Origin of the sequence: Ktedonobacter robiniae (assembly GCF_016587375.1) — a bacterium.
Taxonomy (GTDB): Bacteria; Chloroflexota; Ktedonobacteria; order Ktedonobacterales; family Ktedonobacteraceae; genus Ktedonobacter; species Ktedonobacter robiniae.
The window spans coordinates 731,818-758,266 of the sequence record NZ_BNJG01000003.1; the positions used below are offsets into that span (position 1 = coordinate 731,818).

The following is a 26,449-nucleotide window of genomic DNA, read 5'->3' on the forward strand; positions in this document are numbered from 1 at the left end:
TGAAAGCCTTGAGCATACCCGGCTCTTTCGCGGCATGGCGAAGACAACGTTGTCATTACGAGTGATAGACTTTCTGGATATTTTTCTATTTTTCTCAATTCAAAGGAGTTTGCATCACAATGACGAAGAAAAGGATATTCAAGACATCGATCGTCTTGCTCCTGTTGCTGCTCACATCACTGAGCATCGCGGCATGTGGCGGTAGCGATACCGGCGGTGGCCCCAAAACGGTAACCGTCATGACCTGGGAGACGGTTGACACCAACAAGCTGATCGACCAGGCGCTAGCAGCGTTCATGAAGCAGAACCCGGATATCAAGGTTGAGCGTGTCCCCTCGCCTAACAGCGATTATGGTCAGAAGCTTAGCTCACTGGTGCTGGCCAAGAAGCTCCCCGACATCTTCTGGGCCGGTAACGACACCGAGCAGCAGTATGGCGCACAGGGTCTCCTCTATGATTGGAGTAGCCAGGCCCAGCAGAGCTCCAGCGACTTCGATATCAACAAGTTCGCGCCTAACTCGCTGACTAACTGGAAGACCAGCGATAAGCTCTACGGTCTACCCACCCTGATGAACACCTACGGCATCTGGTACAACGAAGACCTGTTCAAGCAGGCTGGTCTCCCCCTGCCAAAATCTGGCTGGACCTATGACGAGATGTTGCACGACGCCCAGGTCTTGACGCAGAAGGACGGCGGCAAGGTCTCGCGCTATGGTCTGTGGAACACACCCGATGATCCCTTCCAGACCAATAACTGCGCTGTCTCCGCTGGTGGTACCTCCTTCGAGGATAAGCTTCTCAGCCCCAGCAGCGTAAACGCCAGCCCCGAGTTTCTTAATTGCGCCAAAATGTTCGCTACCGCCGTCCAGAATGGTTCTGTCACACCTCCTGGATACAATGTCGATAGCGCACAGGATAGCTTTGTGGCTGGCAAGATTCCGATGCTCTACAATGGTCAGTGGCTGGCGGCTGGTTTCTTGCAGTCCAAGCCCGGCTTCAAGTATGGCTTCGCACCCCTGCCCCAGGTGAAGCAGAATGTGCAACTCTACGACGCGGTCGGCATCGCCTCGCCCACATATGTGAAAAATCCCGACGCTACCTGGAAAGTCATGCAGTTCCTGGCCTCCAAAGCCTGGGAGACGGTCCTGCCTGGCTCGCCTGTCGCGCCCGCGGCCTATGTCCCTTCTTCGACACCCTACTTCGATACGCTAAAGAAAGATGACCTGAGCTCGGTCTCCGACTCGGTAAACTATATCCTGAACACACCTGATAAAGTGGGCATCCGCTTTGTCGCGCCCTGGTCATCCAAGGCTACCGATGTCATCACCGCCAACTGGAATGACATCCTGCTTGGCAAAAAACCTCTTGAGAGCGGCACCCAGCAGATGGTGCAACAACTCAACGACGTCATTAAATCAAACCAGTAAGTTTGAGTGGTAAATTCACGTAGTTCGTCGATGTAGGGTCCATGCTAGCATGGACTGCCGAGGCCCGCAGGCCGATACCCGAGCGCAAGCAGATCGCTTCGCTCGGGGTCCATGCCAGCATGGACCCTACACATGTTGTGAATTCACCATTTAGTAGCCGCGTACGCAAGTAGCGGGTGCACGCGGCTACTGGTTGTAATATGAGCGCCCAGGACGATTGGTGTTCTTTGGATAACAACAAGGAGGTTGGTATGTTCACGCAACGCTTTCGCGGCCAGGTCATAGGTATAATAGTGCTCTTCTGTCTTCTTAGCGCGAGTCTGGGAGTAGCTCTCGACACACACCAAGCCAGGGCGGCTGGTGACTACCGCTCATATGCCAATAGCAGTGCGGCTACGCTTCAGAGCTGGTATAACAGTTCAAATGGCCTCTTCAATAGCACTGGCTGGTGGAACTCGGCCAACGCGCTGGGAGCTATCATCGACTACTCATCAAACACAGGTTCAACGGCCTATACGGGCGATATCGCGACGACCTATAGCAAAAACTCAAGCGGTAATTTCCTCAACAATTACTATGATGATGAGGGCTGGTGGGGCTTAACCTGGGTCAAGGCCTATGACCTGACCAGTAATAACAGCTATCTAAGCATGGCCAAAACTATCTTTTCAGACATGGCTGGCGGCTGGGATAGCACCTGCGGAGGCGGTGTGTGGTGGAGCAAGGATCGCACCTACAAGAACGCTATTCCCAATGAGCTGTTTCTCGCGCTCGCCACAAAACTACACCAGCGCACCTCTGGCGATAGCGGCAGCGGCAGCTACATTGACTGGGCCAATCGCGAGTGGAGCTGGTTCAACAGCAGTGGCATGATTAACAGTTCCAACCTAGTCAATGACGGCCTGGATAGTTCATGTCATAATAATGGTCAGACGACCTGGACCTATAATCAAGGCGTGATCCTGGGTGGCTTAACCGATATGTATAAAATCACCAATGACTCGTCCTATCTCAGCAAGGCTGAAGCCATCGCCGATGCGGCAACAGGGACGTTGGTGAATAATGGTATACTTAAGGAGCCTTGTGAGCCTTCAAGTTGTGGTGGCGATGGTCCACAGTTCAAGGGCATCTTTATGCGCAACCTGGGCTATCTCTACAGCACTGACAACAAGCAGGCGTACAAGAACTTTATTACGCAAAACGTGGACTCGATCTGGAACAATGATCGCAATGGTTCCAACCAGTTGGGCCTGATGTGGTACGGACCCTTTGATAGCGCCGATGCCGCGCGCCAGAGCTCGGCACAGGATGCACTCAACGCCGCTATCCCATTCAGTACCAGTAGCGGTACCAGCAATGTCGCGCTCAATAAAACTGCCACCGCTGACAGCTCTTGTAGCTCATCGGAGACGCCTAACAAGGCCGTTGATGGCAGTGTGACAAATGACAGCAAGTGGTGCTCGGGTGGAGCCAGTGGTCAGTACTGGCTGCGCCTCGACCTGGGAGCCAGCTACGCCATCAGCAGTTTTACTGTAAAGCACGCGGGAGCGGGCGGCGAGAATACCGCCTGGAACACACGCGACTTCAACATTCAACTGAGCAGCGATGGCTCCAACTGGAGCACAGTCGTCAATGTAACCGGGAATACGGCCAGCATCACGACGCATTCCATCAGCACGACAACCGCGCGCTATGTAAAGCTGAACATTACCAATCCACAGAGCGATCCTAACTATATCGCGGCTCGCATCTACGAGCTAGAGGTATATGCTACAAGCTCCACCAGCAATGTCGCGCTCAATAAAACGGCTACCGCTAATAACTCCTGCACCTCGTCAGAGACGCCCAATAAAGCGGTCGATGGTAGTGTAACCAATGATAGCAAGTGGTGCGCTGGAGCAACTAGCGGTCAGTACTGGCTACGCGTTGATCTGGGAGCCAACTATGCCATTAGCAGTTTCACCGTGAAGCACGCCGGGGCAGGTGGCGAGAATACCGCCTGGAACACGCGCGACTTTAACCTTCAGCTTAGTACGGATGGCTCCAACTGGAGCACGGTCGTCAACGTGACTGGTAACACTTCCAGCATTACCACTCACCCTATCAGCACCACGACTGCGCGCTACGTAAAGTTGAATATTACCAATCCGCAGACCGATCCCAATACCGTCGCGGCTCGTATCTATGAGCTAGAGGTCTATGGGAGCTAGTAAGAGACTTGAAGATCATCAATGGCTGCACCACGCGCGGCTAGACAATTCTTAGCGTGGAAAGATTTGGGAAATTTTTAATAATTAACTCTCGGGAGTACAGGGACGTGCTTGCGGCTCCTGTACTCCCTTTCGCGTCCACATGCACTCTATCAGGAAGGAAATCCACGAAACGTGTACCATTATCCAGCAATCGCAGCCCTGATCGAAGATGTAAAACAGCAGCTTGTCAGTTATCCCCAATTGCGCGATATGTTCACACAGTGCTATCCAAACACTCTGGAGACCACTGTTGAGTTACTCGACGATGACACGACCTTTGTAATGACGGGCGATATTCCCGCGATGTGGTTGCGCGACTCCTCAGCCCAGGTCAACCCTTATATCCCCCTGGCAAGAGAGGACGCGGCTCTACAACGCATGTTGCGCGGACTGATACAGCGCCAGGCACAATATATTTTACGCGACCCCTATGCCAATGCCTTTAACCGCGAAGCAAACGGCCAGGGCCATAAAGGCGATGCTCCGCCCGCAGGCCCCTGGGTCTGGGAGCGCAAGTACGAGCTTGACTCGCTCTGCTACCCCATTAAACTCTGCTATAGTTACTGGCGCCATACAGGCGATACCAGCAATTTTAATGAGACCGTCCGCGCTATGTTGCGCAAGATTATTGAAATTATGCGCATTGAGCAACAACATGATACACGCTCAACCTATTCCTTTGAGCGCCCAGATCCGTTGCTGCCATCCGATACTCTACCCTTCCAGGGGCACGGTACACGCACCAATTTTACCGGCATGGTCTGGTCGGGCTTCAGACCTAGCGATGATGCCTGTAGGTTTGGGTATTTGATTCCCGCCAATATGTTTGCCGTGGTCGTCCTGAGGTATACCTGCGAGATCGCGCGCGAGGTCTACCAGGACGAGGAGCTGGCCCAGGCAGCCGAGGCGCTGCGCCAGGATATTGACTTCGGCATTCAGACGTATGGCATCGTTGAGCATCCACGCCACGGGCGCATCTATGCCTATGAGACTGATGGTTACGGCAATTACAACCTGATGGATGACGCCAACGTTCCCAGCCTGCTCGCTATTCCCTACCTCGGCTATCGGCCTGTCGATGACATGCTCTACCAGAACACACGCCGCTTCGTGCTCAGTCCTGATAATCCATACTACTTTACAGGCAAACATGCCAGTGGCGTCGGCAGCCCCCACACACCCAGGGGCTATATCTGGCATATCGCCCTCAGTATCCAGGGCCTCACCAGTAACGATCCAGCCGAGCAAGAAGAGATCATTCGCATGTTAGTCAACACCACCGCCGAAACCAACTATATGCACGAGAGCTTCCACCCGGACAAGCCCCAGCACTATACCCGCTCCTGGTTTGCCTGGGCCAACAGCCTCTTCGGCGAGTTTGTCCTCGCCTATGTGAAAAACGCCTTGAGAGTATAGGCATTGAACATACCCAACCTATATCCAAATTGTAGAGATACAGCCGGGGTGAGCCCAGGGCTCACCCCGGCTGTATCTCTACAATTTTTAATTCCAGCCGAAGACAAAGGATGGTCGCGTGGGAAAGAGCGCCTTAAGTAGCAGCCTCGCTTCAGGGTTTACCCAGATGTCGGGAAACACGTGGCGAAGTTCCTCAATGCTGCGGTGGCCGAAGAGGACTTGTAAGAAGACCAGCGGCGGGAAACTGGCGCTCGGGTCGGCTCCATAGAGCGGCGTGCGCCAGGGCTCCACGGCAACGAGGCGCCCCAGCTCAAAGCGCATGCACAGGCCATCACGGTAGAAATCAAGTTTGAGATCGCCTGTATAGCCCGCGACGGATGAAGCTGCCAGACGCTTCTCAAGCGCGGGCGCGATATGCATGAGAAAAGCTGGCAGATCCTTCACCCGGACATACCAGGCGTAGGGAGGCTCGGTGGGATGGTCCAATACCTCGCCCAGCACATCATGAGCCGGATGGGTCGTGCCAAGAGAAAAGCTGATCTCCTGGAGAGCGGGAGTATCAGGCCGGCTCGTTTCCATGGCGAGGCCATAGCTACGTAGCACTCGTAGCAGAGGGGGCATAGCGCTCTGCATATTTATCCCAGGGGCAAACTCCAGCAGCCAGACCCCCAACACTTTGCCCCGGCGAGAGGCATCACAGGCCACGAAACCCACTGCCTCTCCAGAGGTATCCACTATGACCTGGAAATTAAAGGTATGCCTCAGTTGGGGATGCTTTTTCCAGGTTTCAATCTCATAGTGCCACAACGTGCGTGTACTGTCCGAGACCATGCTACTGGCCTGACGCTGGTTATAGAGCGCCTCGATCAGGGGAATATCCTCGACTGTGGCGGCGCGCAAGGTGAATGGCTCAGGCTCACCCTCCCTGGCCTCTGGTATTAACACGATTGGAGTGGCGCGCCTATCCTCTAATTCAAGCGCATATTCATAGCCAAACTGGCGATAGAAATAAGCAATACCAGTAATGGCCTGGACCAGGTCTCCTTCGGCCTCGCTGCGCGCATGAAACATCTCAAAGAGCGCGCGCACAAGCCCGCGATGGCGATAGGTGGGATCGGTTGCCACGCACTCTGGGCGGCCAACGCTAAAGGGAATACCTTCATACGTCCAGATATGCTTCCAGAAACAGGTCGTGGCAACAACGGGATTTCCATCTCTACTTGTATCCTCGACGATACCAAAATCATTGGGTCCCATCAAGGGATAATGACCACTCATGTACGTGCGAATACTCCTCATAGCACCGGTATTGAGTGGAGCATCAGCTTTATCGCGATGAACCATCCCATACAGCATCGCGATACGCTCAGTATCCTCGACCGTGGACCAGCGAAGTACTAGCCCGGCGCCTAAATCGCGACGATATGAGTGATGAATAGCTTCTTGCATGAGATTCTCCTCTGTAATATGCAACATGGGGACAGCATGATAGAACCAGGCAAAAAAAGCCCGGCAGGAAGCCCGTAAGGGTCAATGCTTGAGATTTACAGTACGAAGGTGAAAAAAGCTAGCGATTACTGCTGAATAGCGGAGACACCTGGCCTGCAAATGGGCACAATGATCCCTTGGGCCGGGAGTGAGTGGGTTTATGACGATGTGAGGGGATGAAGGACACGACTGAGTAGAGGTACTGTACGAGGCAATGTGAGTATTGCATATTTCCCCTCCCTTTTCTTGATCGTGCCTACCAAATATACAGATCAACAACAGGGGTTGTCAAGTAGAATTTTTTGTAGCGCTCCCTGTGAGCCTGAGCTTTCAAGCCTGCTGCGCTTGTGAGAGAATAAGAGTATGCTGCATAGTATTCTCTATGGGGTAATTCAACGCCAACAACATCTACCAGCTAGAGGAGAACACAATGGGTGTGCTTTCAGGTATTCGCGTCGTTGATTTTACGCGGGTCGTTGCTGGACCCTACTGCACAATGCTATTGGGAGATCTGGGAGCCGAGGTCATTAAAATTGAGCAGCCGGGGAAGGGCGATGATACACGAAGTTGGGGGCCTCCCTTTGTGGGTGGTGAGAGTGCCTATTTTTTGAGTGTCAACCGCAATAAGAAGAGCGTCTGCCTCGACCTGAACAATGAAGATGATCTGAAAGTGGTACACCGGCTGGTGGCAGAGAGCGATGTGGTGATTGAGAACTTTCGCTCAGGCGTTATGGAGCGCTTTGGCCTGGGCTATGAGGACTGGCGCGAGCGCCATCCACGGCTGATCTACTGCTCCATCTCTGGTTATGGGCGCAGCGGTCCCTATAAAGACCGCGCGGGCTATGATGTGATTGTCTCGGCAATGGGCGGATTGATGGGAATTACTGGAACGCCAGAGGGTGAACCCGTCAAGACGGGTGTAGCACTCACGGATGTGATTACTGGACTTAATGCCTTCTCAGCGATTCAGACAGCACTCTACCACCGGGAGCGCTGTGGGCAGGGGCAGCGCCTCGATGTTTCGCTGCTAAGTGCGGAGCTGGCGGCACTAATCAACGCGGCAAGCAATTATCTTATCGCGGGCGAGGTACCGCAGCCCCAGGGCAGCGCACATGGATCCATTGTGCCCTACCAGGCTTTTCGCGCCGCCGATGGCTATATCGTGATTGGCGCGGCCAATGATAAGCTCTTCCAGAAGCTCTGCCTGGCTCTGGCACACCCCGAATGGGCCGCTGACGAGCGCTTTCGCACCAATGCTGAGCGCGTAAAGAATCGTGAGGCCCTGATATCCTTAATCGAGGATGCGCTCCAGGCGGAGAGCGTCGCTACCTGGGAACCACTTTTAGCTCAGGCGGGCATAGCTGTTGGGCCAGTCAATCACATGAACCAGGTCTTTCAAGATCCCCAGGTTATACACTCCCAGCAGATTGTGAGCCTGACTCACCCCACCGCTGGCGATGTACGCCTGGTAGGGCCAGCAGTCAATTATAGCCTCACACCCGCTGAAATCACCAGCCCACCACCGCTGCTGGGTGAACACACCCAGAAAGTCATGCAACTATTCGACAATCCATCAGCACCTGGCGAATTTTAGCATGTGCCTAGTTCCTGAGCTTTTTTTGAGTTTTTTTCGTCCCTTTCTGAGGCTTTACTTACATCAACGTGTGTATGCTTTTCTTACTAAAGCTAAACACTCCTTGACTTTGTCTAATTTTAGAGAGAGCATACATACATGCAAAATATCAAGCAGCTTTCTTCGCAGGGGACTTCCAGGCGGATCTCTAGCCTTCAGCTTATCATGAGAGGTACCCTGGCGATTAGCGCACCTTTAGCCATGACTGGAATAATCAGCGACTTTCAGCTCTATCCGCGCATTCCCAATATCTCTATTCTGTATCTGTTGATTATTCTGGGGCTGGCCAGCCTCTTTGATTTCTATATAGCAGCACTCGCCGCGCTGACAGCATTTCTCGCCTTCGACTACTTCCTGGTACCCCCGCTATACATGTTCACCATTAACCGTTGGGAAGAGTGGATCGCACTCTTCATCTTTCTGGCTACGGCTTTACTCACCAGCCAGCTAACCGTCGCCCTACGCAGGCAAACGGCCAGAGCCACACACCGTGAGCGCGAGGCAAAAATTCTCTATGAAATGATTCACCTCACCAACTCCCAGGAGAGCTTCGAGACACAGGTTCAGATTATGATTGACACCTTGATGCATGTCTTTGGTTCCTGGGGCATCCAGGACTGTACCCTACTGCTGCCAGATCAAGAGGGTAATCTGACGCTGCCCGCCACCGCACCAATCCCCCTTACACAGGACGAAAGAATGCTGGCAGTAGCTGCAATGCACAGGCACGAAATTGTTGAAAAGCGTATTGCGCCCTCGCCTATCTCACGCGATATTGTCAAACATATCAGCTACTATGATACCGCAATCGGCCCCATTACCATTCTGCGCTTCATCCCGCTCAACGCCAATGGTGAGACGCTTGGTATTGTCTGCCTCAGAATTCAGAACCCCGTCTCCTGGTTTAGCAATATCGCCAACATGCAACGCGAGCAGAGCCGCACCCATTCGCGCATCGACTTCTTCTGGACCTTCCTCGAGCAAGTTGCTTCAATTCTTGATCGCTCACGCTTACGCTCTTTCTCTGCACCCAGGAAACAATTATAAGCATCTCTCCCTTTTTCTCCCTGGTAAGTTACTCTGATACGTAAAAAGCGTCTAGCACATATGAGACCCTACACAGAGGAGAGAAACTATATGCCACGCAAGAGGGATGAGCAACAGCCTGCGCTCTTTTCTACCTATCACTATGAGTGGAAGAGCATTCATCAACTCAAACTCAAGGACATCCTCGTTATCGCGGACGAGGAAAACAAGGTCAACACTATCAAACACGATGAAGCCAATATGAGCTGGCTTGTCACCTACACCAATCTTCGTACAAACGAAAAAGGGGAGCAGCTCTATTTCGCGCATGACTTTGTCTACGTACGCAAAGCTGACTAATAGCAATACAGTCGATTGAGCCATGTGTGGCCCAACGCGTACTTATGTAGCGTCGTGCGAGAGCACCAGATCAACTTACCTGCTTCAATCTTCTCTGTATTCTCAGCGTTAACAAGATCATCAAAACAATCGTGATAGCCGAGATCGCACCGTGAAAGGCCAGATTAAGCGCGTCGGGTGATACAACTTCGAAACCGATACAGCAGTAACCCAGGAGCGCGCTAAAGGCCAGCGCGACACGATGCTGATCCGTCCAGCGTGAGTTGTGAGCAGACCAGCGTAAGATCGAGATGGCCGCGATAACCCCAACTACGATATGAAGCAGGAAGAGAACGGCCGCAGGGATACCAAGGGTAAGCTTAAGAATCTCGTGTAGGAAAAGGAAAGCCATAGCGAGCAGAAACGCGCTTATACCTACAATCCAGGGGGTTGGCGCAGCATTGACAACATCTCGTGCTGACTGTGCCATTTTCTGTACAGGCACCAGGAGCGCACATACCAGAATCATCAGTACCATTACAGCTGTGACAAGCAGCCCGACAGGAGGCGCCTGAAAACCTGGGGTAATATAGGTCGCATAGAAGAGAGTGAGCAAGGCCAGGGCCAACACGAGTATGAAACAATTGATACAGAAGGCAATATTTCCCAACCAACGCTCTGTACGATGCTGCGGGAAGAGTAGCTCGGTTACCAGAATGGGTATAGAGATGCTCCATACTGTGTGCAACCCAAGAACAAATGAGGCCCAGACCCAATCAACGCCCCCAAACCGTCCATACGATCCCAACGCTCCTAGACCAGGGAAATTCGGATTGAAGAGGCTATGTAGCACTAACCCCTCCTCTACCAGGCCATAGGCAAAGGCCAGAATCGGTATCCAATACCAGGATAAGCCACGCCTGCGCACAAGCTCGCGAATGGCGAGAGCACCTGTGCCATAATACGCCATATTAAAAAGGAAGAGAAAGAGGAAAGAAGAATTAGGTTTCATATCCCCCAGGAGTAGCTCGGATACACATGGTGTAAGCACCAGTAAAACAAGAGCGGGTAAGAAATGGCGGCGTGCTTTCTTTGGGCTATTTTGTTGTTCAGTTCGATCAGCGTTTGTCACCGTATTCATGTGAGACTCCTCTGAAGAAAGTCGAGAGCTAGTGTTCTGCATCTCAATTCGTATGTAGCGTTTTATGTCCCATGTCAGAATTATAGTCTCGCTATGTCCTTTTTACTTCACCCACTGGGGTGATCATGGTGGTTGATTTGAGAAGTTTGTTTTATTACCCAACACTATCTACCTTTTACCCCGAAGGCTTAAGACTTGTATAAGGAATCTAGATAAGCATCAGGGAAGAGGCTTGTCCTGTCAAACCTTCTCTGTTACAATGTCTCGTATGAGTTGATATTGATCTATGCAGAGAAGGATACTCTCACCGTGGTTGATCGCGTCTTTTATAGCTCTTACTCTATTTTGCCCCCACCTGTGGTCCCTTCCCACCAGGGCAGGTAACGCGGCGTCGCTCTATAAAACCTTCTTGATAAGCGCATCCTTCTCATAAGGCCTTGCGCCTCTCTCTACACGCCTTCATCCTGCCCTCACACGCCATTTTTCAACTCTAAGTCTTTTTTTGAGGAAGGGATGCTCTATGCTTTCGCGCAATTCTTTTCGCCGTGATTTCTGGTTTATTCTCAGCGCTTCTATTGCCTGGGGGACGGTCGGAGTCGCCAATCAGGCGATCTATGCTCATACAACCAATGCACTTTCACTCGCCTTCTTTCGCCTGGCTATCGCTACGCCACTCTTTCTCATTGCCTGTAGCAAGCTACTAGGGCGGCGCCTCTGGCAAATTAAACCGCGTGACTTGCTGATCATGATCCTGATGGGGGGCATGCAGGCGCTGTACCAGGTGAGCTATAGCGCGGCCATCGCCTATACAGGCGTGACCATTTCTACATTGATCGCGCTCTGCGTGGCTCCAGTCATCGTTGCCCTCTGCTCGACCTTCTTGATGCGCGAGCACCTGACGCGCTCAACGCTGCTGGCGTTGGTCCTGGCCCTTGGAGGAACAGTGCTTCTAGTGGCAGCACGCTCTCATCCACAGCAAGCGAGTGTGTCTTTGTTGGGGATCGGGTTGGCCTTGCTGGCCGCCGCTGGCTACGCTTTCTTTATCCTACTGGGACGCCTCTTTAGCACTGGTTATCACTCGGTCCAGATTAACTTTGTGGCCTTCGGGACCGGCGCGCTTCTGCTGCTACTCTTTAGCACCTCGACGCCGCTGGTGGTCACTTACCCGCTCAATGACTGGCTCCTGCTGCTCTACCTGGGATGCATCCCTACCGCCCTGGCTTATGCCCTCTTCCAGGCTGGTATGCGCTCGATCTCCGCAACGATGGCGAGCATCATTACACTCTGCGAGGCACTGACCGCCGCGCTTCTGGCCTGGCTCATCTTTCACGAAGAGCTGGGGATCTTTGGTATCCTGGGCGCGTTGCTGCTCGTTGGCTCGATGCTTATTCTTATCTATCGAAAATAGCCTTGACAGGTAGGAAATATCCTACGTATAATATGCCTGGGTCATATACGTAGGGAATATCCTACGCATCATCCAGAGCACAAAGAAGGATATAATGCATGCTTGATTCTATCGACATGGTCTTCGCTGCTCTAGCCAACCAGACGCGGCGGGAGTTGCTGCGTCTGCTGCGTGATGAGGGACCCCAACCCGTTCAGCAACTGGCGGACCACTTTGCTATGCAGCGACCAAGCATCTCGGAACATTTAAAAGTATTACGAGATGTAGGACTGGTTAGCGAGCATAAACAGGGGCGGCAGCGCTACTACTCACTACAGGGGGCACCACTTCAAGAAATTCAGGAGTGGCTATTGCCCTATGAGCGGTTCTGGAAAGAGCGCATCGCCAGTTTAGAGCAACTACTTGCGGAGGAAAACCATGACTGAGGCTCTTACTATTTATTGCGACCAATTTCTCCCTTACACACCAGCCCAGGTCTGGAAGGCACTCACCATGCCAGAGCTAATTGCACGCTGGCTGATGCCTAACGACTTCCAGTTACAGGTAGGCCACCATTTTACCTTTCAAAACGTACCCATTCCTAACGTGAAATTCGGTGGCACGGTATACTGTGAGGTTCTAGGGTTCGAGCCTGAGCATTGGCTAAGCTTCAGCTGGGTTGATCGAGGTGAGGAGAATGGGCTAAACTCAATCGTAACCTGGCGCCTCGAACCAGAAGGCGAGGGGGCACACCTTTATCTGGAACACGCTGGATTTGATCCCAACCATCCACTCCAGCATTTGGGCTACCAGATGATGAGCAAGGGCTGGAGCCGCTTGCCCCAGCGCATTGCCGATATACTGGCGGAAGAAGAAAAGTAAACGAAATTACTTGGTTAAAAAAATTGCGGCTATTCATCGCGATGAATAGCCGCCGTTCTGCGTCGTTTAGTCAGCGAGGTATGGCGTTTGGACTGGAGCCGTCGTTCACGGCTTGCCATGCCAGGTCGTGTTGGTACACGTGGAGCATCAACATGCTGGAGTCGTTCCAGGCGTGCCGCCATCCGTTCAAAAGCCATTTCACGGTTGGCGTATTGCGAGCGCCGCTCGGTCGCGGTCACCACCTGGCCACTGGGACGATGGATCAGGCGCACACCGCTCTCAACCTTGTTGCGATGCTGCCCTCCAGGTCCACCAGCGATAAAAAACTCGATCGTACAATCGCGCTCCAGCGAGTCACGATCAATTGGATACCATTGCGTAGTCATCACCCCCTTGCGCTTGCTCTAGCTTACCACATAAACGCAAGAGGTTCATGGATGGGGCGTGCACTACTGACGTACGCGCCTACTCCTCCTCCTCGGGAACAGCCTGAGGTGGCAGCAGGACAAAGCTTAGCAAGAGGCCAACGAAGCCAGCGATCACAGGCGCTCCTGCCCAGAAGGGCGCGGACCACTGAATGCCGCTCTCGTACGTGATTGGTCCTACAATAGAGAGATCAATGAAGTACAGGATATAGAACATCAATGGCACCAGGAAAGCGAACAAACGCACGCGCTCCGGCTGGTCCGATGATGGCTGCAAGAAGCGATAGACAAGATCTGCCGCGAGTCCACCCAGAAGCGCCGTGGGAACAGCGATCAGTGCCGCATGAGGATGAAAAGCCAGCATCAGCACGCCGTTTAAGCCGAGCATGAAGGCGAAGGTGCCAAAGGGCAGCCGCCAGCGGCGCATAATCAAGAGCACACAGCCCATCATAATAGCAGTATTCAGCAGGATAGCGGTAATGCCATCTGTGGCCGAACGCGTAACAGTAAGCAGTGGCCAGGGTGAGATCAATGGTGAGGCATAAGAAGTAAAAAAGGTTAAAAGCGAGAAGGTAAAGGTCAGGGAGAAAATGACGGGTCCCAGTTGGCGCCAGGAAGGGGTAGCCCCAGAGCGACGCCAGGCGGCACGCAATGGACCTGTCAAGGCAAGAGCAATGCCCAGCGCCAGGCCCAGGTGTGTTGGGCTAAGCAGAGCCTCGGTGCTGCGCTCAATCCCCAGAAAAATGTGCCAGGTCATATCGCCAATACCGCAAATGCCAAAAACCACCAGGCCCAGCAGCGTAAGATCATACCCCTTTGGAATGGCGCGCAGCCAATTCTGATCTTTCAGGGCAGTACTCAGCAGCGATCCGAAGGATGTGCTCTGGCCGCTTGTAAGGGTTGACTGGCGTACGTTGAGAAATACCTGAGTGAGCAGAGTAAAAGCCACTACCAGGTATCCCGAATAGAAGACAGCATGCCAGGGGGTAAAGAAGGTCTCTAGCTGTGGAATATTGCTGTGCGCCCACCCATCGATAAAGAGGCCACCCAGCCACCAGACGGAGACAATGACCATAATCCAATCAAAACGGAGAGAGCTCGCAGTGCGCACTACTATCCCGCTTGCTCCCTGAGAAAACCCTAGACTATCCGATTTGCTCGCCATGGTAGGATTCCTTCCTTGTGATGTTCCCATGCATCGAGATATGATACCTTCATTTATACGACGAACTATACACCAGAGTTAGAGAAAAGTCTATTCAACCTCAAGAAAGGACGGGCATATATAAAAGCGGAGAGATGAGGAACATACCTCATCTCTCCGCTTCATTGATAGAACTGCTCTTCTTAGTGTAACACTAGGCTGATAGCTTCAATCGTAGCTCAGCGGCGGCCTCGCGCTTACTCACATAGACCTTATTGCCACAGTAGATGTTGCGCCGCTTGAACTCCTCAGGAGTTTCACGCTCATAGCGCTCGCGCACACGTGGGTTACGCTCGGCGGCCGGGGAGAAGAACCAGGCGTCCGCAAGAGGAGCATAGGCGGCATCATGCACCCAGGCGGGACAGGGGAGCTCATATTTCGCGCACAGGTACTCCACCGAGGCCGCACAGAAGACCGCCCAGCGCCGCAACTCGGGCGCCAGGCTGGCCGATACCTCGATAGGATCTTTGACCAACTCCTCGCGGCGGTCCGCGAAGTTATCAAAGAAGTCATTCATAAAGTCGCCTAGCGGGACCCACGGTGTTTTGTCGGTATCCTTACAAATCTGCCGAAAGGCGACAGCCATGGTCTGTAGCTGTGTGCATGTTTGCATGATACTATCCTCTTCTGCTTTCAGCCTTTTTCGCTGTCAACCAAATTATAACATGAAGAAGGAAGAAACAAGAAGATGTAGGAGTAGAATCTCAGCAATTTGCTGCAATTACTCAAAAAAGATTTCGTCGAGGGTGTCTTCGAGGAAGTATTCTTCTTGCCAGCGCTTGGCGATAAAGGTATCTACGAGAGTCTGAGCTTCATCGCGCGTGCGGACGCCGAGTTGTTGGGAGAGCGCTTCGACGTCGCTGCGGTCCTTCTCGCGAAATGAGATCAATTTCAGGGCGAGGATACAGGCTTTGGAGGGAAGATAGACCGAGAGCTTGCCAAAGGTTTTCCAGTGGCGGGCCTGAGGTTCAGGGGCGAAGCCGCGCACAAAGAGGGCCGCGTCATCGTTGAGCCAATGCTGCTTGATCTTCAAACGGCGAGCGACCGCGCGCACCGCCGTTTGAAAGAGTCTGGTCTCTTTGGTGGCCGTATCCCTGTTCGTGGTATCGGGCAGGTCCATCAAGACGACGTCGATATCCTGGGTCGACTCGCGGTTGCCGACCATCATAAGCATATAGACACCGCCCACGATCATAATACGCACCGGCTCCTGAAAGCCGCGCCGCTCTAGCTCATCTCCCAGCTCCTGGAGATAGAGCTCGACTTCTTGACGCTCCATGCCCTAGCTCAATCCTTGTTTTCACTCTGGTTACTATTTCTTACCCAGCTTCGCCAGTACCGCCTGCTTCAGCAGAGAAATCTCCTCCACCTTCATCAATAGAATACCACCAAAGAAGACGATCACGGCGACTCCACCTGCAATGAGCGTTGTTAAGAGCTGACCACGCAGAGAACGCAGGGAGAAGAAGTCATAGTGGCCCATCCAGTATTGCAACACCCAGGCCACCGCCGCCATCACCACGGTCGCGACAATGATCTTCAAAAGTGCCGGGAGCGAAGAGCGGAAATGCAGCGAGCCAAAGAACTTATAGAAGAGAGCAAAGAGGATAATACCATGCATCGAGTTCTGCACGGTATTGGCAAAGACCAGCGCGGGCATACCAATCGTGCGATAGAAGGGCAGCGCGACGAGGGCATAGAGACCATAGCAGACAAAGCCTACAATGACGGGAACTATGGTATTCTTGCGCGCATAGAAAGCGAACATAATCAACTGGTCCACGACCAGGAAGGGGAGTTGATAGGCATAATTCTGGAGCGCGACCGCTGCCAGCCCGGCATCGCTGGGCGTAAAGTTTCCATGGCGAAAGAGCAGGAAGACAATTGGATAGCGCAAAACGATCAGGCCTGCCATAGCTGGAATCATCAAGAGCAGGCCCAAGCGTAGACCCATGGTTAATGTCTCTTTGAACTGGCTATCCTCATTCTCAGTCGCGTAACGCGAGAGTGTGGGCAAAATGGCGAAAGAGAGCGCTGCCGATACCAAACCGCCAGGGAACTGAATCAAGGTCGTAGCGAATTTAGCAGCCGTCAGATTAGCCGTACGGTCACCAGGGGTGCGATTCATCAGGCTGAGATCGAGGAAGACGAAGAACATACTGATGATATAGCTCACGGCCAGGGGGGCATATAGCTTGAAGATACGCCGGATCGCGGGATGCTTCACATCCAGCACAAACATATATGGCAGGCGCTGGCGTTTCAGTCCAGGTACCAGCAGCGCAACCTGCGCCAGGCCACCAAGAATGACGCCAAAGGCCAGCCCCAACTGACCAAAGTGGGTGGCACCAAACCAGCCAGTCACGATGGCACCGGCGATGATTCCCAGGTGCAGCGCGCCAGAGGCAAAGGCCGCGAAGCCAAACTCTTTACGCGCATAGAGCACAGCCTGCAAGACAGCAAAGGGTCCCATAACGGTCAGAGCGCAGATAATGACCTGGGCGAACGTAATCGTAAGCGCCTTCTCGCCCGCTTTGAAATCGCCTGTCAGAATAGATCCCACAAACCAGGGCGCGACAAAGATAAAGATCGCATTGACAAATAGGGAAATAAGAATCAACAGGTTCACCAGGCTATAGACCACGCGCCTCAGCTCCTGGTGCCTCCCCTCATCGGCGTAATCTGAAAAGGTCGGAATAAGCGCGCCACTGACTGTGCCATTAGCAAGGAGATCAAGGAAGGTTTGGAGGGGTGTCAAGGCGGTAGCGAAGGGGCCCGTAACGGCTGTGCCCAGGCCCGCCAGAACACTCTGACGTAGCTGACCCAGCACGCTGCTCCCCAGGTTTCCCAACATAACAACCGTCGCCGACTTGACGAGCTGGCCTCGTTTACTTGGTGTTGGGGCGGTCTCGTTTGCCTCAACTACCTCAATTATCTCCTGGTCAGCCAGCTCCTGCTGGATCGGCTCCTGAGCTGGAACATGGGCTATGCTCGCTTGCTCTTCCATGAATAAACTACCTCTTTATCTCTGTCATTTTATGTGAGTTTATTTACCTAGTGTATCACCCCCAAGCTAACAAGCCCAGCAAAGGTAGAAATAATTCCTATTCTTGCTTACTTTTCACGCCTGCGGCGCTCGCGGGAGTAGATAATATGGTGGCCCTGGCAGCCTCAGGCTGCCAGGGCCACCATATTATCTATCCGAAATAAGCGCTTGCTTATAGAGGTAGCTCCCAGGTTTCGCCTATGAGGTCATGGCCATAGCTGTGGTGAGGTTCTTGCTCTACGAGCGTGAAGCCGGTTTTGGTGTAAATGTGGCGCGCCTCCACAAGAATGCTATTCGTCCAGAGTTTGAGCTTTTTATAGCCCCTACGGCGCGCGAAGCGGATGCACTCCTCGACGAGACGAGTGCCGAGTCCCAGACCACGTGCCTTCGGTTCGACTAGCAGCAGGCGGAGTTTGGCCTCGTCCTCGTTGGCCCGCACAACAAATACTGAACCCACAATCTCGCCTTGCATCTCGGCAATCCAGCAACGCTCCCATTCTGGCTGATAGTTGTTGATAAAATCTGCGACAATCTGAGCCACGAGAGCCTCGAAGCGCTCATCCCAGCCATATTCCTGGGTATAAAGCACGCCATGCCTGTGCGTCACCCAGCCCATATCGCCCGGCTCATGTGAACGTAAAAAGAAGGGTTCAGCATACTTGAGACTCTTATTGAAAATATGCTCAATGCTCTCCATAGCCTGAAGCAGGCGTTGCTGCTCGCCCTCGCTTAACTCACCGAGCATTTCACTGACTTCGTCACGTGAACGCTGATCCAGCACAGCAAAGGCTTGCCTTCCCTCAGTGGTCAGGCGCAGAAGGCGCTGGCGACCATCGGTTTCGGAGCGCACCTTCTCCAGCAACCCCTGCTGCTCCAGGCGATTGAGAATACGGCTCAAATAACCCGCGTCCAGCCCCAATTCGCGGCACAGGTCAGATGCCGTCAAAGCATGGCCTTGAGCCAGGTCAAAAATCACACGTGACTCAGCCAAGGAGTAGGGGCTATGCAACAAACCCTCGCGCAATACCCCGATCTGCCGGGTAAAGAAGCGGTTAAAGCGTCGTACCTCGCGAATTTTGGTCTCCAAATTATCCACTATCACTTTTCTCCCTTCCTTGCTTCTGGCAATTAGTTACTTGCTTTAGTCAAATATAAGTTAAAAACAACAAAAATGCAAGGAAGAAGACGATCTCTTCCTCTTTTTCTGTCTCTGTCCCCTTTGTTTGCCACTGAATGTGTTAGGCGGCTGCCTCCTTTTGCCCAAGCGATACGTGTTCAGTTACAGACAGACACACAATATATCGCTCTACCAAGAGGAGGGAGCCATGCTGCATTCATTGCCACTTCTCGTATTAATACTAATTTTTTTGGCCGCGGCCGCCGTCGTCTGGCTGGCTGGTGTCTATCTCTCAAGCACGACTGATGAGATGGATGATCGCTTTCATATGGGGCAGGCTCTGGGAGGCATGCTCTTCCTGGCCATTACGACAAACCTGCCAGAGATCGCGATTACGGCCAGCGCGGCCCTTTCACATAATCTGGAGATCGCGGTTGGTAATATCCTGGGCGGAATCGCCATTCAGACAGTGGTGCTGGTCTTATTTGATGTGGTAGGCCTGTGGCGGAAGGACGCGCTAAGCTATTATGCCGCCTCCCTGCAATTGATCCTGGAGGGTAGCCTGGTCGTTGCCGTACTCTTCCTAACGATAATGGGTACACAGCTCCCACCGTCGCTCGTCTTCCTACGCGTTACTCCGGCAACACTCCTCATTACTATTACCTGGGTTGTCGGCGTCTGGCTAATCGGGAAGGCCCGCAAGGCTCTCCCCTGGCAGGAGAAGGGAGTTCCCGAGGAGGTGCTGCATGGGAAGCGCAGCGATAGAAAAAAGGAGAAGATACAACGCTGGAGCACAATACGCATCGTCATTGTCTTTCTGGTTGCGGCTCTCTTTACACTGGTTGCAGGTGTGGCACTTGAGGAAAGCGGCAATGAGATCGCCCATCAGATCGGTATGAGTGGGGTCGTCTTTGGTAGCACAATTCTGGCGTTGGCAACGGCCTTGCCCGAGATCTCAACGGGTTTGGCTTCCATCAGATTGAAGGCCTATAACCTGGCTTTTAGCGATATCTTTGGTGGCAATGCCTTCCTCCCAGTCCTCTTCCTGCTCGCGACCCTGCTTTCAGGCGAAGCCGTGCTGCCAAAGGCACAGAAGGCCGATCTCTACCTGGCCGCGCTCGGTGGCGTACTTACTATCATCTATATCCATGGGTTGATTTTCCGACCTAAGCGTCAGATACTACATATGGGCATCGATTCTCTCCTGGTGCTTATCTGTTATGTGCTGGGTATCCTGGGACTCGTTACCTTCGCGCGTTAAACATTTCAATGGACTATTTAAAATGAAGGGTATTTCATGAGGCAGTACTCACCACGCTTTTATATCCTGCTTTCTGTTGGAGCGGCTCTGTTCACGATGACAGTCAAGTTTATTGGCTACTTTCTTACAGGTTCGGTCGGCCTTTTTTCTGATGCCGCCGAGTCCATCGTGAATTTGGTCGCGGCCCTGGTAGGTCTCTGGGCGCTGACGCTTGCCGCGCGGCCCGCCGACGAAGACCACGCCTATGGACACACCAAATCCGAATATTTCGCCAGCGGTGTCGAGGGAGCACTGATCCTCGTCGCGGCCCTGTTCATCATCTGGGAAGCCATCCCACGCCTCCTCCATCCAGAACCAATCGAGCAAGCCTGGCTGGGCCTGGCCTTCTCTGTTTCAGGCGCCATCGTCAATGCTGTGCTGGCCTGGTTTATGTTTCGCGCAGGAAAGCAGCAGCGCTCCATTACGCTTGAGGCCGACGCACACCACCTCTTCGCAGATGTCATAACGACCGTTGGCGTCCTGGTAGGCATAGTACTGGTCGCCCTGACGGGTTGGTACATTCTTGATCCGCTAATCGCCATCGCCGTCGCCATCAATATCGTCTGGACAGGCATCAAGCTGCTACGCGAAACAGGGCTGGGTTTCCTTGACACGGCCCTCCCACATGAAGACCAGGACCAGATACGCGCAGTCATGAAGCATTACGAGGAGCAAGGTATCGCCTTCCATGCCATTCGCAGCCGCTCGGCGGGCCACCGGCGCTTTATCTCCTTCCACGTACTCGTACCCGGCAACTGGACGGTGCTCAAGGGGCATACCCTCTGTGAAGAGATTGAGCTGGCTATACGCAAAACTCTTCCCGGTAGTACTGTCTTTACCCATCTTGAGCCTAAGGAAGACCCCACCTCTTGGGAAGATACCACGCTCGACCGCGTAGAGCAGCAAATAGAGCAAGCGACCTCATAAAATTTGATCGAATAGAGGCGAGATAGAGGGGGGAGTCTTCCTCCTCTATCTCGCCTCTATTCGATCAAATTTTCGTGCTTATTGCACGTACTGTTGCACAACAGCCAGTTCGTTGGCTAGCCCCTCCCACTCGTCTTGATCTGGACCATCATAGATCAAGGTATAGGGGCCAGAGAAGTTGGCCAGGCGCGTAATGTCTAGACAACGTAGATAGTCTTCCTGGTCCAGGACGTAGGGTGAGTCAAAAGAAGCCTTTGCATGGCAAGACTCAGCCAGGGAAGCAATCTCTTCAAAGGCTGCATATTTCCCATGACCCTTCCAGTTACCAAAATCGAGGCAGAGTCCGACCTCGCCATTCAGGCGCTCGAACAGGGCCTGAACCGACTGAGGAGTTGAAAGGAGCGCGAACCAGTTCTCAGTCATCAAGCGTACATCCCTTTCCCTGGCCTCAGCCGCCAATACGCTCAAGGCGTGGTAGCTTCGTTCTAGTGATTGAGGCGAGGGATCGGATTTTCCAGCGATCACACGCATACAGCGTGCCCCTAGTGCTTGAGCCACGTCTAACCACTGACGTATCCATGCCAGGTCACGCTCTCCATTCGTGGGATGCGTAATATCGCCGTCATCTACCAGTAGCGAGAAGAGTTCTACCTGCGCAGCCTCCAATGCCGCTCGCAGTTCTCCAAGATACCCTGGATCAAGAGTGGGCAAGTGAAAATGACAAATCTCCATAGTAGAGATGCCCACCTCCACCAGGCGCTCAGGCAATGCTAACAGCGAATACGCTCCCTTGTTGTGAGTATTGGCTGGCAGCGGAGCGCCAACACCATAAAAAGCTGGACTGCCAAGAGTACGATCCAGGCTCCACGTAGATACTGAGACACGAGCAGCTTGATTATTGGTCTGCAAAATACATCCTCCCTCTCTCTTGCAAAGAGCGAAACGCTCCTACACATAGGCAAAAACTTTTATAGTGAAGTATATCTCTCAAAGCAGGCAGCCGTCTATTTTATTGTCAAGTGCACCCAGGGGAAGAAGCACCATTCGCGCCTCATAGAGAGGTGAGAGGTAAGCAGTCAAGCTTATAGTAGAGGTGAGGCCTTTGCAATGAGGCATATGAGCAGGCATGGAAGACCCTGGCATAACGTATATTGTCAAACGGCGGTTGCGATACATACACAATTTCGACCAGCCTGTTTGGCTCGATACATAGCCAGGTCTGCGCGTTTCATAAGCTGATCTGGAGTCGAGGCATGATCGGGATAGAGGGCGACCCCCACGCTGATAGTGACATGCGTCTCATGCCTCTCTCCCTCGGTCTGCCAGCAACATGGCCGCTCCTCCAGAGTACGACGAAGCCTTTCTGCGACACTCATTGCCAGATCCAGGTTGATGTCCCGTAAAATAACCGCGAACTCCTCTCCTCCGTAGCGCCCGACCGTATCATCTGCGCGAAGGGAGGCTCGCAGGCGCTGCCCCACTTCATGCAGGATATAATCGCCAACCTGGTGTCCCCAGCGATCATTGATCCGTTTAAAGTAATCCACGTCGACAAAGAGGATCGCACATGTTCTCTGACAACAGTCAGTAAACACAACATTGAGTGCGCTCATGATTGCTCTATGATTCGGGAGCTCTGTGACCGGATCAGTTGTCGCGGCACGGGTTTGTTCTCGATACAAACGGTCTACTTCCATGAGCAAGACCTCTTGTTGCTGATACGCTTCCTGAAGTTGCTTGCGCAACATTCTTTCTTTTTCCGTCTCAAATTGTTGATCACTCAGCAAGGTCCGTAGCCGAGGATATTCTCCCCCAAGCCAGCCCACGACAAGTGTTACCACAACACTCATGAGGAGCGTATTTTCCCAATTTCGGTTGGACATTGATGCAACCAGGGATATTGAGAGCGTCGCCCAGATAGCGATTACCGACGTACTTATTCCAGTGAGTGCGATAAAGAAAAAGGTAAAATGTTTTCGCCACAGTAATCCAGGAGAAGCGCCCTGTTGAGATCCATAAGAGCGGATAAAGAAGGGCAGGACAAACAGAATGATCATCGATGTGAGGAGCAGGATAACACCTACTGCCAGGGAAAGCTCATAGTTATTATACCTCGTCACTGCTGGATTTTGCTCGTATACATGCAGCAAAGGAAAGAGGACAAAGAGGACGGCAGAAGTCACTGCAACAGCCAATGCATCTATGAGCAGAGAGACGAGAGGAACCCCCCAACGATTAGGACGCGCAAAAGAAGCGGGAAGGTGATGGTGTTGAGCTAGCGTCACCAATAAACGCGAAAAGAGGAGTAGATAGACAACCAGCAGTATCACATCTGAGCAGGCCAGGGCGAGGGTAAAGAGGGAACCACCAAACGAGCCAAAGAGCATGGTGCTTGCACGAAATGCGGTCAACGTTTCTGTTTCGGGCGCGACTGGTAGCACTACCACAAGGCTCCAGGTACCAAGAAGGTAGAACAGCAGTATGAGGCCCGCTCCCCACCAGATATAGGTTGACGCGTGTCGCAAACCAGCCTGTCCTTCACGCAGTTCCCTCCCCAGGAAAAAAGGATAATTGACGCCAAGTAAGGCGAAAATGATGGTACTAAAATAGGACGCATTGTCTGGGAAGACAGCATACCAGTTTACGGGGCGTATAAAGGAGGCAGCGCTCTGGTGCCCTTGCAGGAGCCGTCCGAGCGCTCCCGCGCCGAGTAAGAGATAGAGCAGGCAGCTTACGAATAAGACGTGTTTTAAGCGTGCGAGCGGGAGACAACTGATACCCACCGCCAGGCAGAAAAGAAGAAACATGGCGAAGGCATATTGAGTGGGTGTACTGAGGTACGCCGGGTATGAGAAGTGCAGATAGTCAGCGGCCTCTTCAATATAGGTAGCCGTCAGTAAAAGACCAGCAACCCAGGTGCCAAAGGTTACGATAAAGCCTGGAGTTGAGCCAAAGACACTGCTAACCCAGGCATAGAGGCTGCCCTGCCCAGGTAAATGCAACGCAAGCCACCGGGTGATGATGGTACAGGGAAGCAAGAAGATTGCTCCTCCCAATAGCCAGTAGGAAATCGCTGATGGACCGGCGGGGTGGATATAAGCAATATTAGAAAAGGCCATGACAGCCAGGACGAGAAGAACAACAAGGTCCCTCCTGCTCAGCACAGCAGGGAGTGGGGGAATCTCAGGTCTGGAGCCTGGCAGGGGTTTGTTGGGTTGAGATGCTGAGAGCGTCTTCATTACTACTTCTCTCCCTGGCTAGAGAACAATGAGCAAGAGGGAAACGTTCGGCTATAAAAATAGAAGAAGGCCAGCGCGCACGGCACATCTGCTCTCTATTATTCATAGTAGTATCAATAAAAAAAACAAGCCTCACCAGGCACCGGCTTGCTCTACCTCTGATGTGATATGGGCTATCGCGACCGCAAACAGCTACTGTGACGTACTACGATTTCTCTGAGGTGCGAAGCTGCCAATACCCAATCACGGGCACGAAAAAGAAAACGAGCAACAAGACCAGCACCAGCAGATGCCTGACGTCATGAGTCGAGAGAAACGAAGCCAGTTCGATTCCTCCTAACACCAGCGTGCCAATCTTCCGCTCTGTCTTGCCTCTGGATGCGCTCATGCGTCAATCCGCCTCATTGGCACGAGCGCAGGTACAGGTGATTTGGGTTTCAGTGCGGCCATGACTATGTGTTTCTCTGTCTCATCAGTTCTCGACTGGGGGATCATCGAAAGATCCCGGGGCGTACTCTGGTTGTTCGCGTCGGTAACTGATATATGAATATAGATAGAGAAAGGCAGCCATCAACAAGACCAGAGAAAGGAAAAACCAGGGACGGAGTGCTGGCATGAAGCTCAGCGGAATGCAAAGCAGGCCGCAAGCAACAAAGAGCCTACCCCCGACGCGATGAGTGCGTTCCCACGAAGCATCACTGCTGAGCGTCCAAGGCGTGCGAATGCCCATCCAGAAATTCCGACGCAGTTTGCCAAGATAGTTGCCGGTGAAAATGAACAGCCCGCCAACTCCCAGCGAGATGAAAAAGCTTATGTCGAGGTTCATTCCCAGATTGTTCGCCGTTGCAATGACCTGAACCAGGAGCAGCACTACGATACTGCCCATGAAAAGGAAACTACGCCACTGGACATTGGTGGCCTCGTCAATACGACTGCCCAGATGGGGACCGGCAGCCTGACGTACTCGCAGGAACCAGACCAGCAGGCTGATACCCGGGAAAAGAAACGTCGCCATCCATTTCGGTCCATAGCTAGTGGCATGCCCACCGCTCCAATGAACAGGCACTGTTGCAGGTAAGAACGGATACGCGAAAAGCGCGATCAGCAGTTGAAGAACGATAATTGCCCAGATCAACATATCGGTCGAGTTGCGCCACCTGGGATTGGGACGTGGCAGGATTTTGTCACTGGTGCGACTGGGATTATTCATGCGTTTTCTCCAGAGGTTGGTCAGAACAAGGTTCCTCTTCGGTGGTGAAGAGTGTTTTATCCTGTAAATCGGTGGGAACGTGCATGTCCCCAAACCAGCCAAGAACCTCCATCATGAGGTCTTGAAAAACAGTGGTATTCAACGAGTAGACCTGAAATTGCCCACGTCGTTCAACACGCACCAGGTCTGCCAATTTAAGGATGGTCAAATGATGCGAGAGAAGTGACCGGGTAACGCCAGCCTGCTCTGCGAGATCTCCCACTGTATGTGCTCCCTCTCGCAGACACTTTAAAATTCTCCGACGTGTGGGGTCAGCGATCGCCTTGTATGCTTCTTGCATCTCCATGCGTTCCTTTTCTCGTTGAGAGACCTGCTAGTATTTCAATGTACATTGAAATACTAGCAGGTCAGAGTGGGAAAGTCAAGAGGCAAGACTTACGCGCCGTCATGCTGAAGACGCGCCCTGACTGGGATCTCTTTACCCTCACCCAGCCCTACTTTTAAGCCAAAACTTATCCTTTTCTAAACAGATACTCACGCATTCGTGCATCTTCTTAGATAGTTAACTCGTGTCCATAGTAGAAAAAGTTGCATCATCTATTACAAGGTATCATCTATGATTACATTTGTAATCCGAGAAATATTTGAGAGGTCAGCATATATTCGCCTTCTCGCGAAATTCCTCGGATAAGTCGAAAGGGGTAACATCATGATTGGTAGTATTCTCTGGGCCGTCGTGGTCATTCTCTTTGTTCTGTGGCTACTTGGTTTTGTCTTGCACATCGCAGGTGGCTTGATTCACCTGCTGCTGGTGATTGCCGTCATCGTGGCCCTGTATAATCTCTTCGTGGCTGGCCGTTCACGCCGCACCATTTAGCCAGCAACTACTCAGCAGAGCAAGAGAAGCCTTTCTGGTGATATAGACTTGCAAAGAGAACCCATCGCCCATATCTTATGCTCGATGGGTTCTCTTACTGCATATATAAATTC

Annotated in this window: 24 protein-coding genes and 1 pseudogene; 12 read left to right on the plus strand and 13 right to left on the minus strand. The window is 52.6% G+C overall.

Annotated elements, in window-relative coordinates; all coding sequences use genetic code 11:
- The first annotated feature begins 119 nt into the window (after positions 1-119).
- The 3 genes from JMJ04_RS35850 to JMJ04_RS35860 all read left to right on the plus strand — a co-directional run bounded on the left by JMJ04_RS35850 (position 120) and on the right by JMJ04_RS35860 (position 5,095).
- On the plus strand, positions 120-1,427 hold the full coding sequence (locus tag JMJ04_RS35850) for an ABC transporter substrate-binding protein (protein ID WP_201375165.1): 1,308 nt from the start codon (positions 120-122) through the stop codon (positions 1,425-1,427).
- Between the two features lie 251 nt (positions 1,428-1,678).
- Entirely contained in the window at positions 1,679-3,637 is a 1,959-nt protein-coding gene (locus JMJ04_RS35855) for a glycoside hydrolase family 76 protein (RefSeq protein ID WP_201375166.1), read from the plus strand.
- Between the two features lie 174 nt (positions 3,638-3,811).
- Complete coding sequence (locus JMJ04_RS35860) at positions 3,812-5,095, plus strand: glycoside hydrolase family 125 protein (RefSeq protein ID WP_201375167.1); 1,284 nt, start codon at positions 3,812-3,814, stop codon at positions 5,093-5,095.
- Between the two features lie 87 nt (positions 5,096-5,182).
- Here JMJ04_RS35860 and JMJ04_RS35865 read toward each other — a convergent pair whose 3' ends face one another.
- Positions 5,183-6,544 (minus strand): GNAT family N-acetyltransferase, encoded by a 1,362-nt coding sequence (locus JMJ04_RS35865; protein ID WP_201375168.1) that lies wholly within the window; start codon positions 6,542-6,544, stop codon positions 5,183-5,185.
- A gap of 469 nt (positions 6,545-7,013) precedes the next feature.
- On the opposite strand from JMJ04_RS35865, the gene JMJ04_RS35870 reads away from it, so the two are divergent.
- The 3 genes from JMJ04_RS35870 to JMJ04_RS35880 all read left to right on the plus strand — a co-directional run bounded on the left by JMJ04_RS35870 (position 7,014) and on the right by JMJ04_RS35880 (position 9,602).
- The gene (locus JMJ04_RS35870; RefSeq protein WP_201375169.1) at positions 7,014-8,177 is read left to right on the plus strand and encodes a CaiB/BaiF CoA transferase family protein; all 1,164 of its coding nucleotides are present in this window, start codon (positions 7,014-7,016) and stop codon (positions 8,175-8,177) included.
- Positions 8,178-8,315: 138 nt separating this feature from the next.
- Positions 8,316-9,263: a DUF4118 domain-containing protein gene (locus JMJ04_RS35875; RefSeq protein WP_201375170.1), complete on the plus strand. Its 948-nt coding sequence runs from the start codon at positions 8,316-8,318 to the stop codon at positions 9,261-9,263.
- Between the two features lie 90 nt (positions 9,264-9,353).
- On the plus strand, positions 9,354-9,602 hold the full coding sequence (locus JMJ04_RS35880) for a hypothetical protein (RefSeq protein WP_201375171.1): 249 nt from the start codon (positions 9,354-9,356) through the stop codon (positions 9,600-9,602).
- Positions 9,603-9,672: 70 nt separating this feature from the next.
- Here the strand turns inward: JMJ04_RS35880 and JMJ04_RS35885 are convergent, their stop codons facing one another.
- Complete coding sequence (locus JMJ04_RS35885; RefSeq protein WP_201375172.1) at positions 9,673-10,722, minus strand: hypothetical protein; 1,050 nt, start codon at positions 10,720-10,722, stop codon at positions 9,673-9,675.
- Positions 10,723-11,242: 520 nt separating this feature from the next.
- Between JMJ04_RS35885 and JMJ04_RS35890 the strand changes: the two genes are divergently transcribed.
- From JMJ04_RS35890 to JMJ04_RS35900, 3 genes are all read left to right on the plus strand, one after another.
- Positions 11,243-12,130, plus strand: coding sequence for a DMT family transporter (locus JMJ04_RS35890; RefSeq protein ID WP_201375173.1), 888 nt, complete (start codon positions 11,243-11,245; stop codon positions 12,128-12,130).
- 98 nt (positions 12,131-12,228) lie between these two features.
- Positions 12,229-12,555 (plus strand): ArsR/SmtB family transcription factor, encoded by a 327-nt coding sequence (locus JMJ04_RS35895; RefSeq protein WP_201375174.1) that lies wholly within the window; start codon positions 12,229-12,231, stop codon positions 12,553-12,555.
- A complete protein-coding gene (locus tag JMJ04_RS35900) occupies positions 12,548-12,991 on the plus strand; it encodes an SRPBCC family protein (RefSeq protein WP_201375175.1) in 444 nt (147 codons plus the stop codon). Before JMJ04_RS35895 ends, JMJ04_RS35900 begins: the two co-directional genes overlap by 8 nt.
- Positions 12,992-13,020: 29 nt before the next feature.
- Here the strand turns inward: JMJ04_RS35900 and JMJ04_RS35905 are convergent, their stop codons facing one another.
- The 6 genes from JMJ04_RS35905 to JMJ04_RS35930 all read right to left on the minus strand — a co-directional run bounded on the left by JMJ04_RS35905 (position 13,021) and on the right by JMJ04_RS35930 (position 18,765).
- Positions 13,021-13,377, minus strand: a complete 357-nt coding sequence (locus JMJ04_RS35905) for a peptide chain release factor family protein (protein ID WP_201375176.1) — start codon at positions 13,375-13,377, stop codon at positions 13,021-13,023.
- Between the two features lie 79 nt (positions 13,378-13,456).
- Complete coding sequence (locus JMJ04_RS35910; protein ID WP_201375177.1) at positions 13,457-14,581, minus strand: hypothetical protein; 1,125 nt, start codon at positions 14,579-14,581, stop codon at positions 13,457-13,459.
- A 193-nt stretch (positions 14,582-14,774) separates the two neighbouring features.
- A complete protein-coding gene (locus JMJ04_RS35915) occupies positions 14,775-15,233 on the minus strand; it encodes a hypothetical protein (protein WP_201375178.1) in 459 nt (152 codons plus the stop codon).
- 108 nt (positions 15,234-15,341) lie between these two features.
- Positions 15,342-15,899 (minus strand): hypothetical protein, encoded by a 558-nt coding sequence (locus tag JMJ04_RS35920; protein ID WP_201375179.1) that lies wholly within the window; start codon positions 15,897-15,899, stop codon positions 15,342-15,344.
- Between the two features lie 33 nt (positions 15,900-15,932).
- The gene (gene murJ / locus JMJ04_RS35925) at positions 15,933-17,627 is read right to left on the minus strand and encodes a murein biosynthesis integral membrane protein MurJ (protein ID WP_201375180.1); all 1,695 of its coding nucleotides are present in this window, start codon (positions 17,625-17,627) and stop codon (positions 15,933-15,935) included.
- A 211-nt stretch (positions 17,628-17,838) separates the two neighbouring features.
- A complete protein-coding gene (locus tag JMJ04_RS35930) occupies positions 17,839-18,765 on the minus strand; it encodes a bifunctional helix-turn-helix transcriptional regulator/GNAT family N-acetyltransferase (RefSeq protein WP_201376146.1) in 927 nt (308 codons plus the stop codon).
- 226 nt (positions 18,766-18,991) lie between these two features.
- Here JMJ04_RS35930 and JMJ04_RS35935 point away from each other — a divergent pair, with 226 nt between their 5' ends.
- Together JMJ04_RS35935 and JMJ04_RS35940 are read left to right on the plus strand one after the other, a co-directional pair.
- Positions 18,992-20,044 carry a sodium:calcium antiporter gene (locus JMJ04_RS35935; RefSeq protein WP_201375181.1) on the plus strand — a complete coding sequence of 351 codons (1,053 nt, stop codon included), beginning with the start codon at positions 18,992-18,994 and terminating at the stop codon, positions 20,042-20,044.
- A 36-nt stretch (positions 20,045-20,080) separates the two neighbouring features.
- A complete protein-coding gene (locus JMJ04_RS35940; RefSeq protein ID WP_201375182.1) occupies positions 20,081-21,010 on the plus strand; it encodes a cation diffusion facilitator family transporter in 930 nt (309 codons plus the stop codon).
- Between the two features lie 78 nt (positions 21,011-21,088).
- Here the strand turns inward: JMJ04_RS35940 and JMJ04_RS35945 are convergent, their stop codons facing one another.
- From JMJ04_RS35945 to JMJ04_RS49175, 5 genes and pseudogenes are all read right to left on the minus strand, one after another.
- Positions 21,089-21,919 (minus strand): sugar phosphate isomerase/epimerase family protein, encoded by an 831-nt coding sequence (locus tag JMJ04_RS35945; RefSeq protein WP_201375183.1) that lies wholly within the window; start codon positions 21,917-21,919, stop codon positions 21,089-21,091.
- Between the two features lie 245 nt (positions 21,920-22,164).
- Positions 22,165-24,249 (minus strand): amino acid permease, encoded by a 2,085-nt coding sequence (locus JMJ04_RS35950; protein ID WP_201375184.1) that lies wholly within the window; start codon positions 24,247-24,249, stop codon positions 22,165-22,167.
- Between the two features lie 205 nt (positions 24,250-24,454).
- The gene (locus JMJ04_RS35955) at positions 24,455-24,637 is read right to left on the minus strand and encodes a hypothetical protein (RefSeq protein WP_201375185.1); all 183 of its coding nucleotides are present in this window, start codon (positions 24,635-24,637) and stop codon (positions 24,455-24,457) included.
- Between the two features lie 84 nt (positions 24,638-24,721).
- Entirely contained in the window at positions 24,722-25,459 is a 738-nt protein-coding gene (locus JMJ04_RS35960) for an SdpI family protein (protein ID WP_201375186.1), read from the minus strand.
- 112 nt (positions 25,460-25,571) lie between these two features.
- Positions 25,572-25,799: pseudogene (locus JMJ04_RS49175) on the minus strand (metalloregulator ArsR/SmtB family transcription factor); the annotation flags it as partial.
- Between the two features lie 369 nt (positions 25,800-26,168).
- Here JMJ04_RS49175 and JMJ04_RS35970 point away from each other — a divergent pair.
- Positions 26,169-26,336, plus strand: coding sequence for a lmo0937 family membrane protein (locus tag JMJ04_RS35970; RefSeq protein WP_201375188.1), 168 nt, complete (start codon positions 26,169-26,171; stop codon positions 26,334-26,336).
- Positions 26,337-26,449 lie beyond the last annotated feature (113 nt).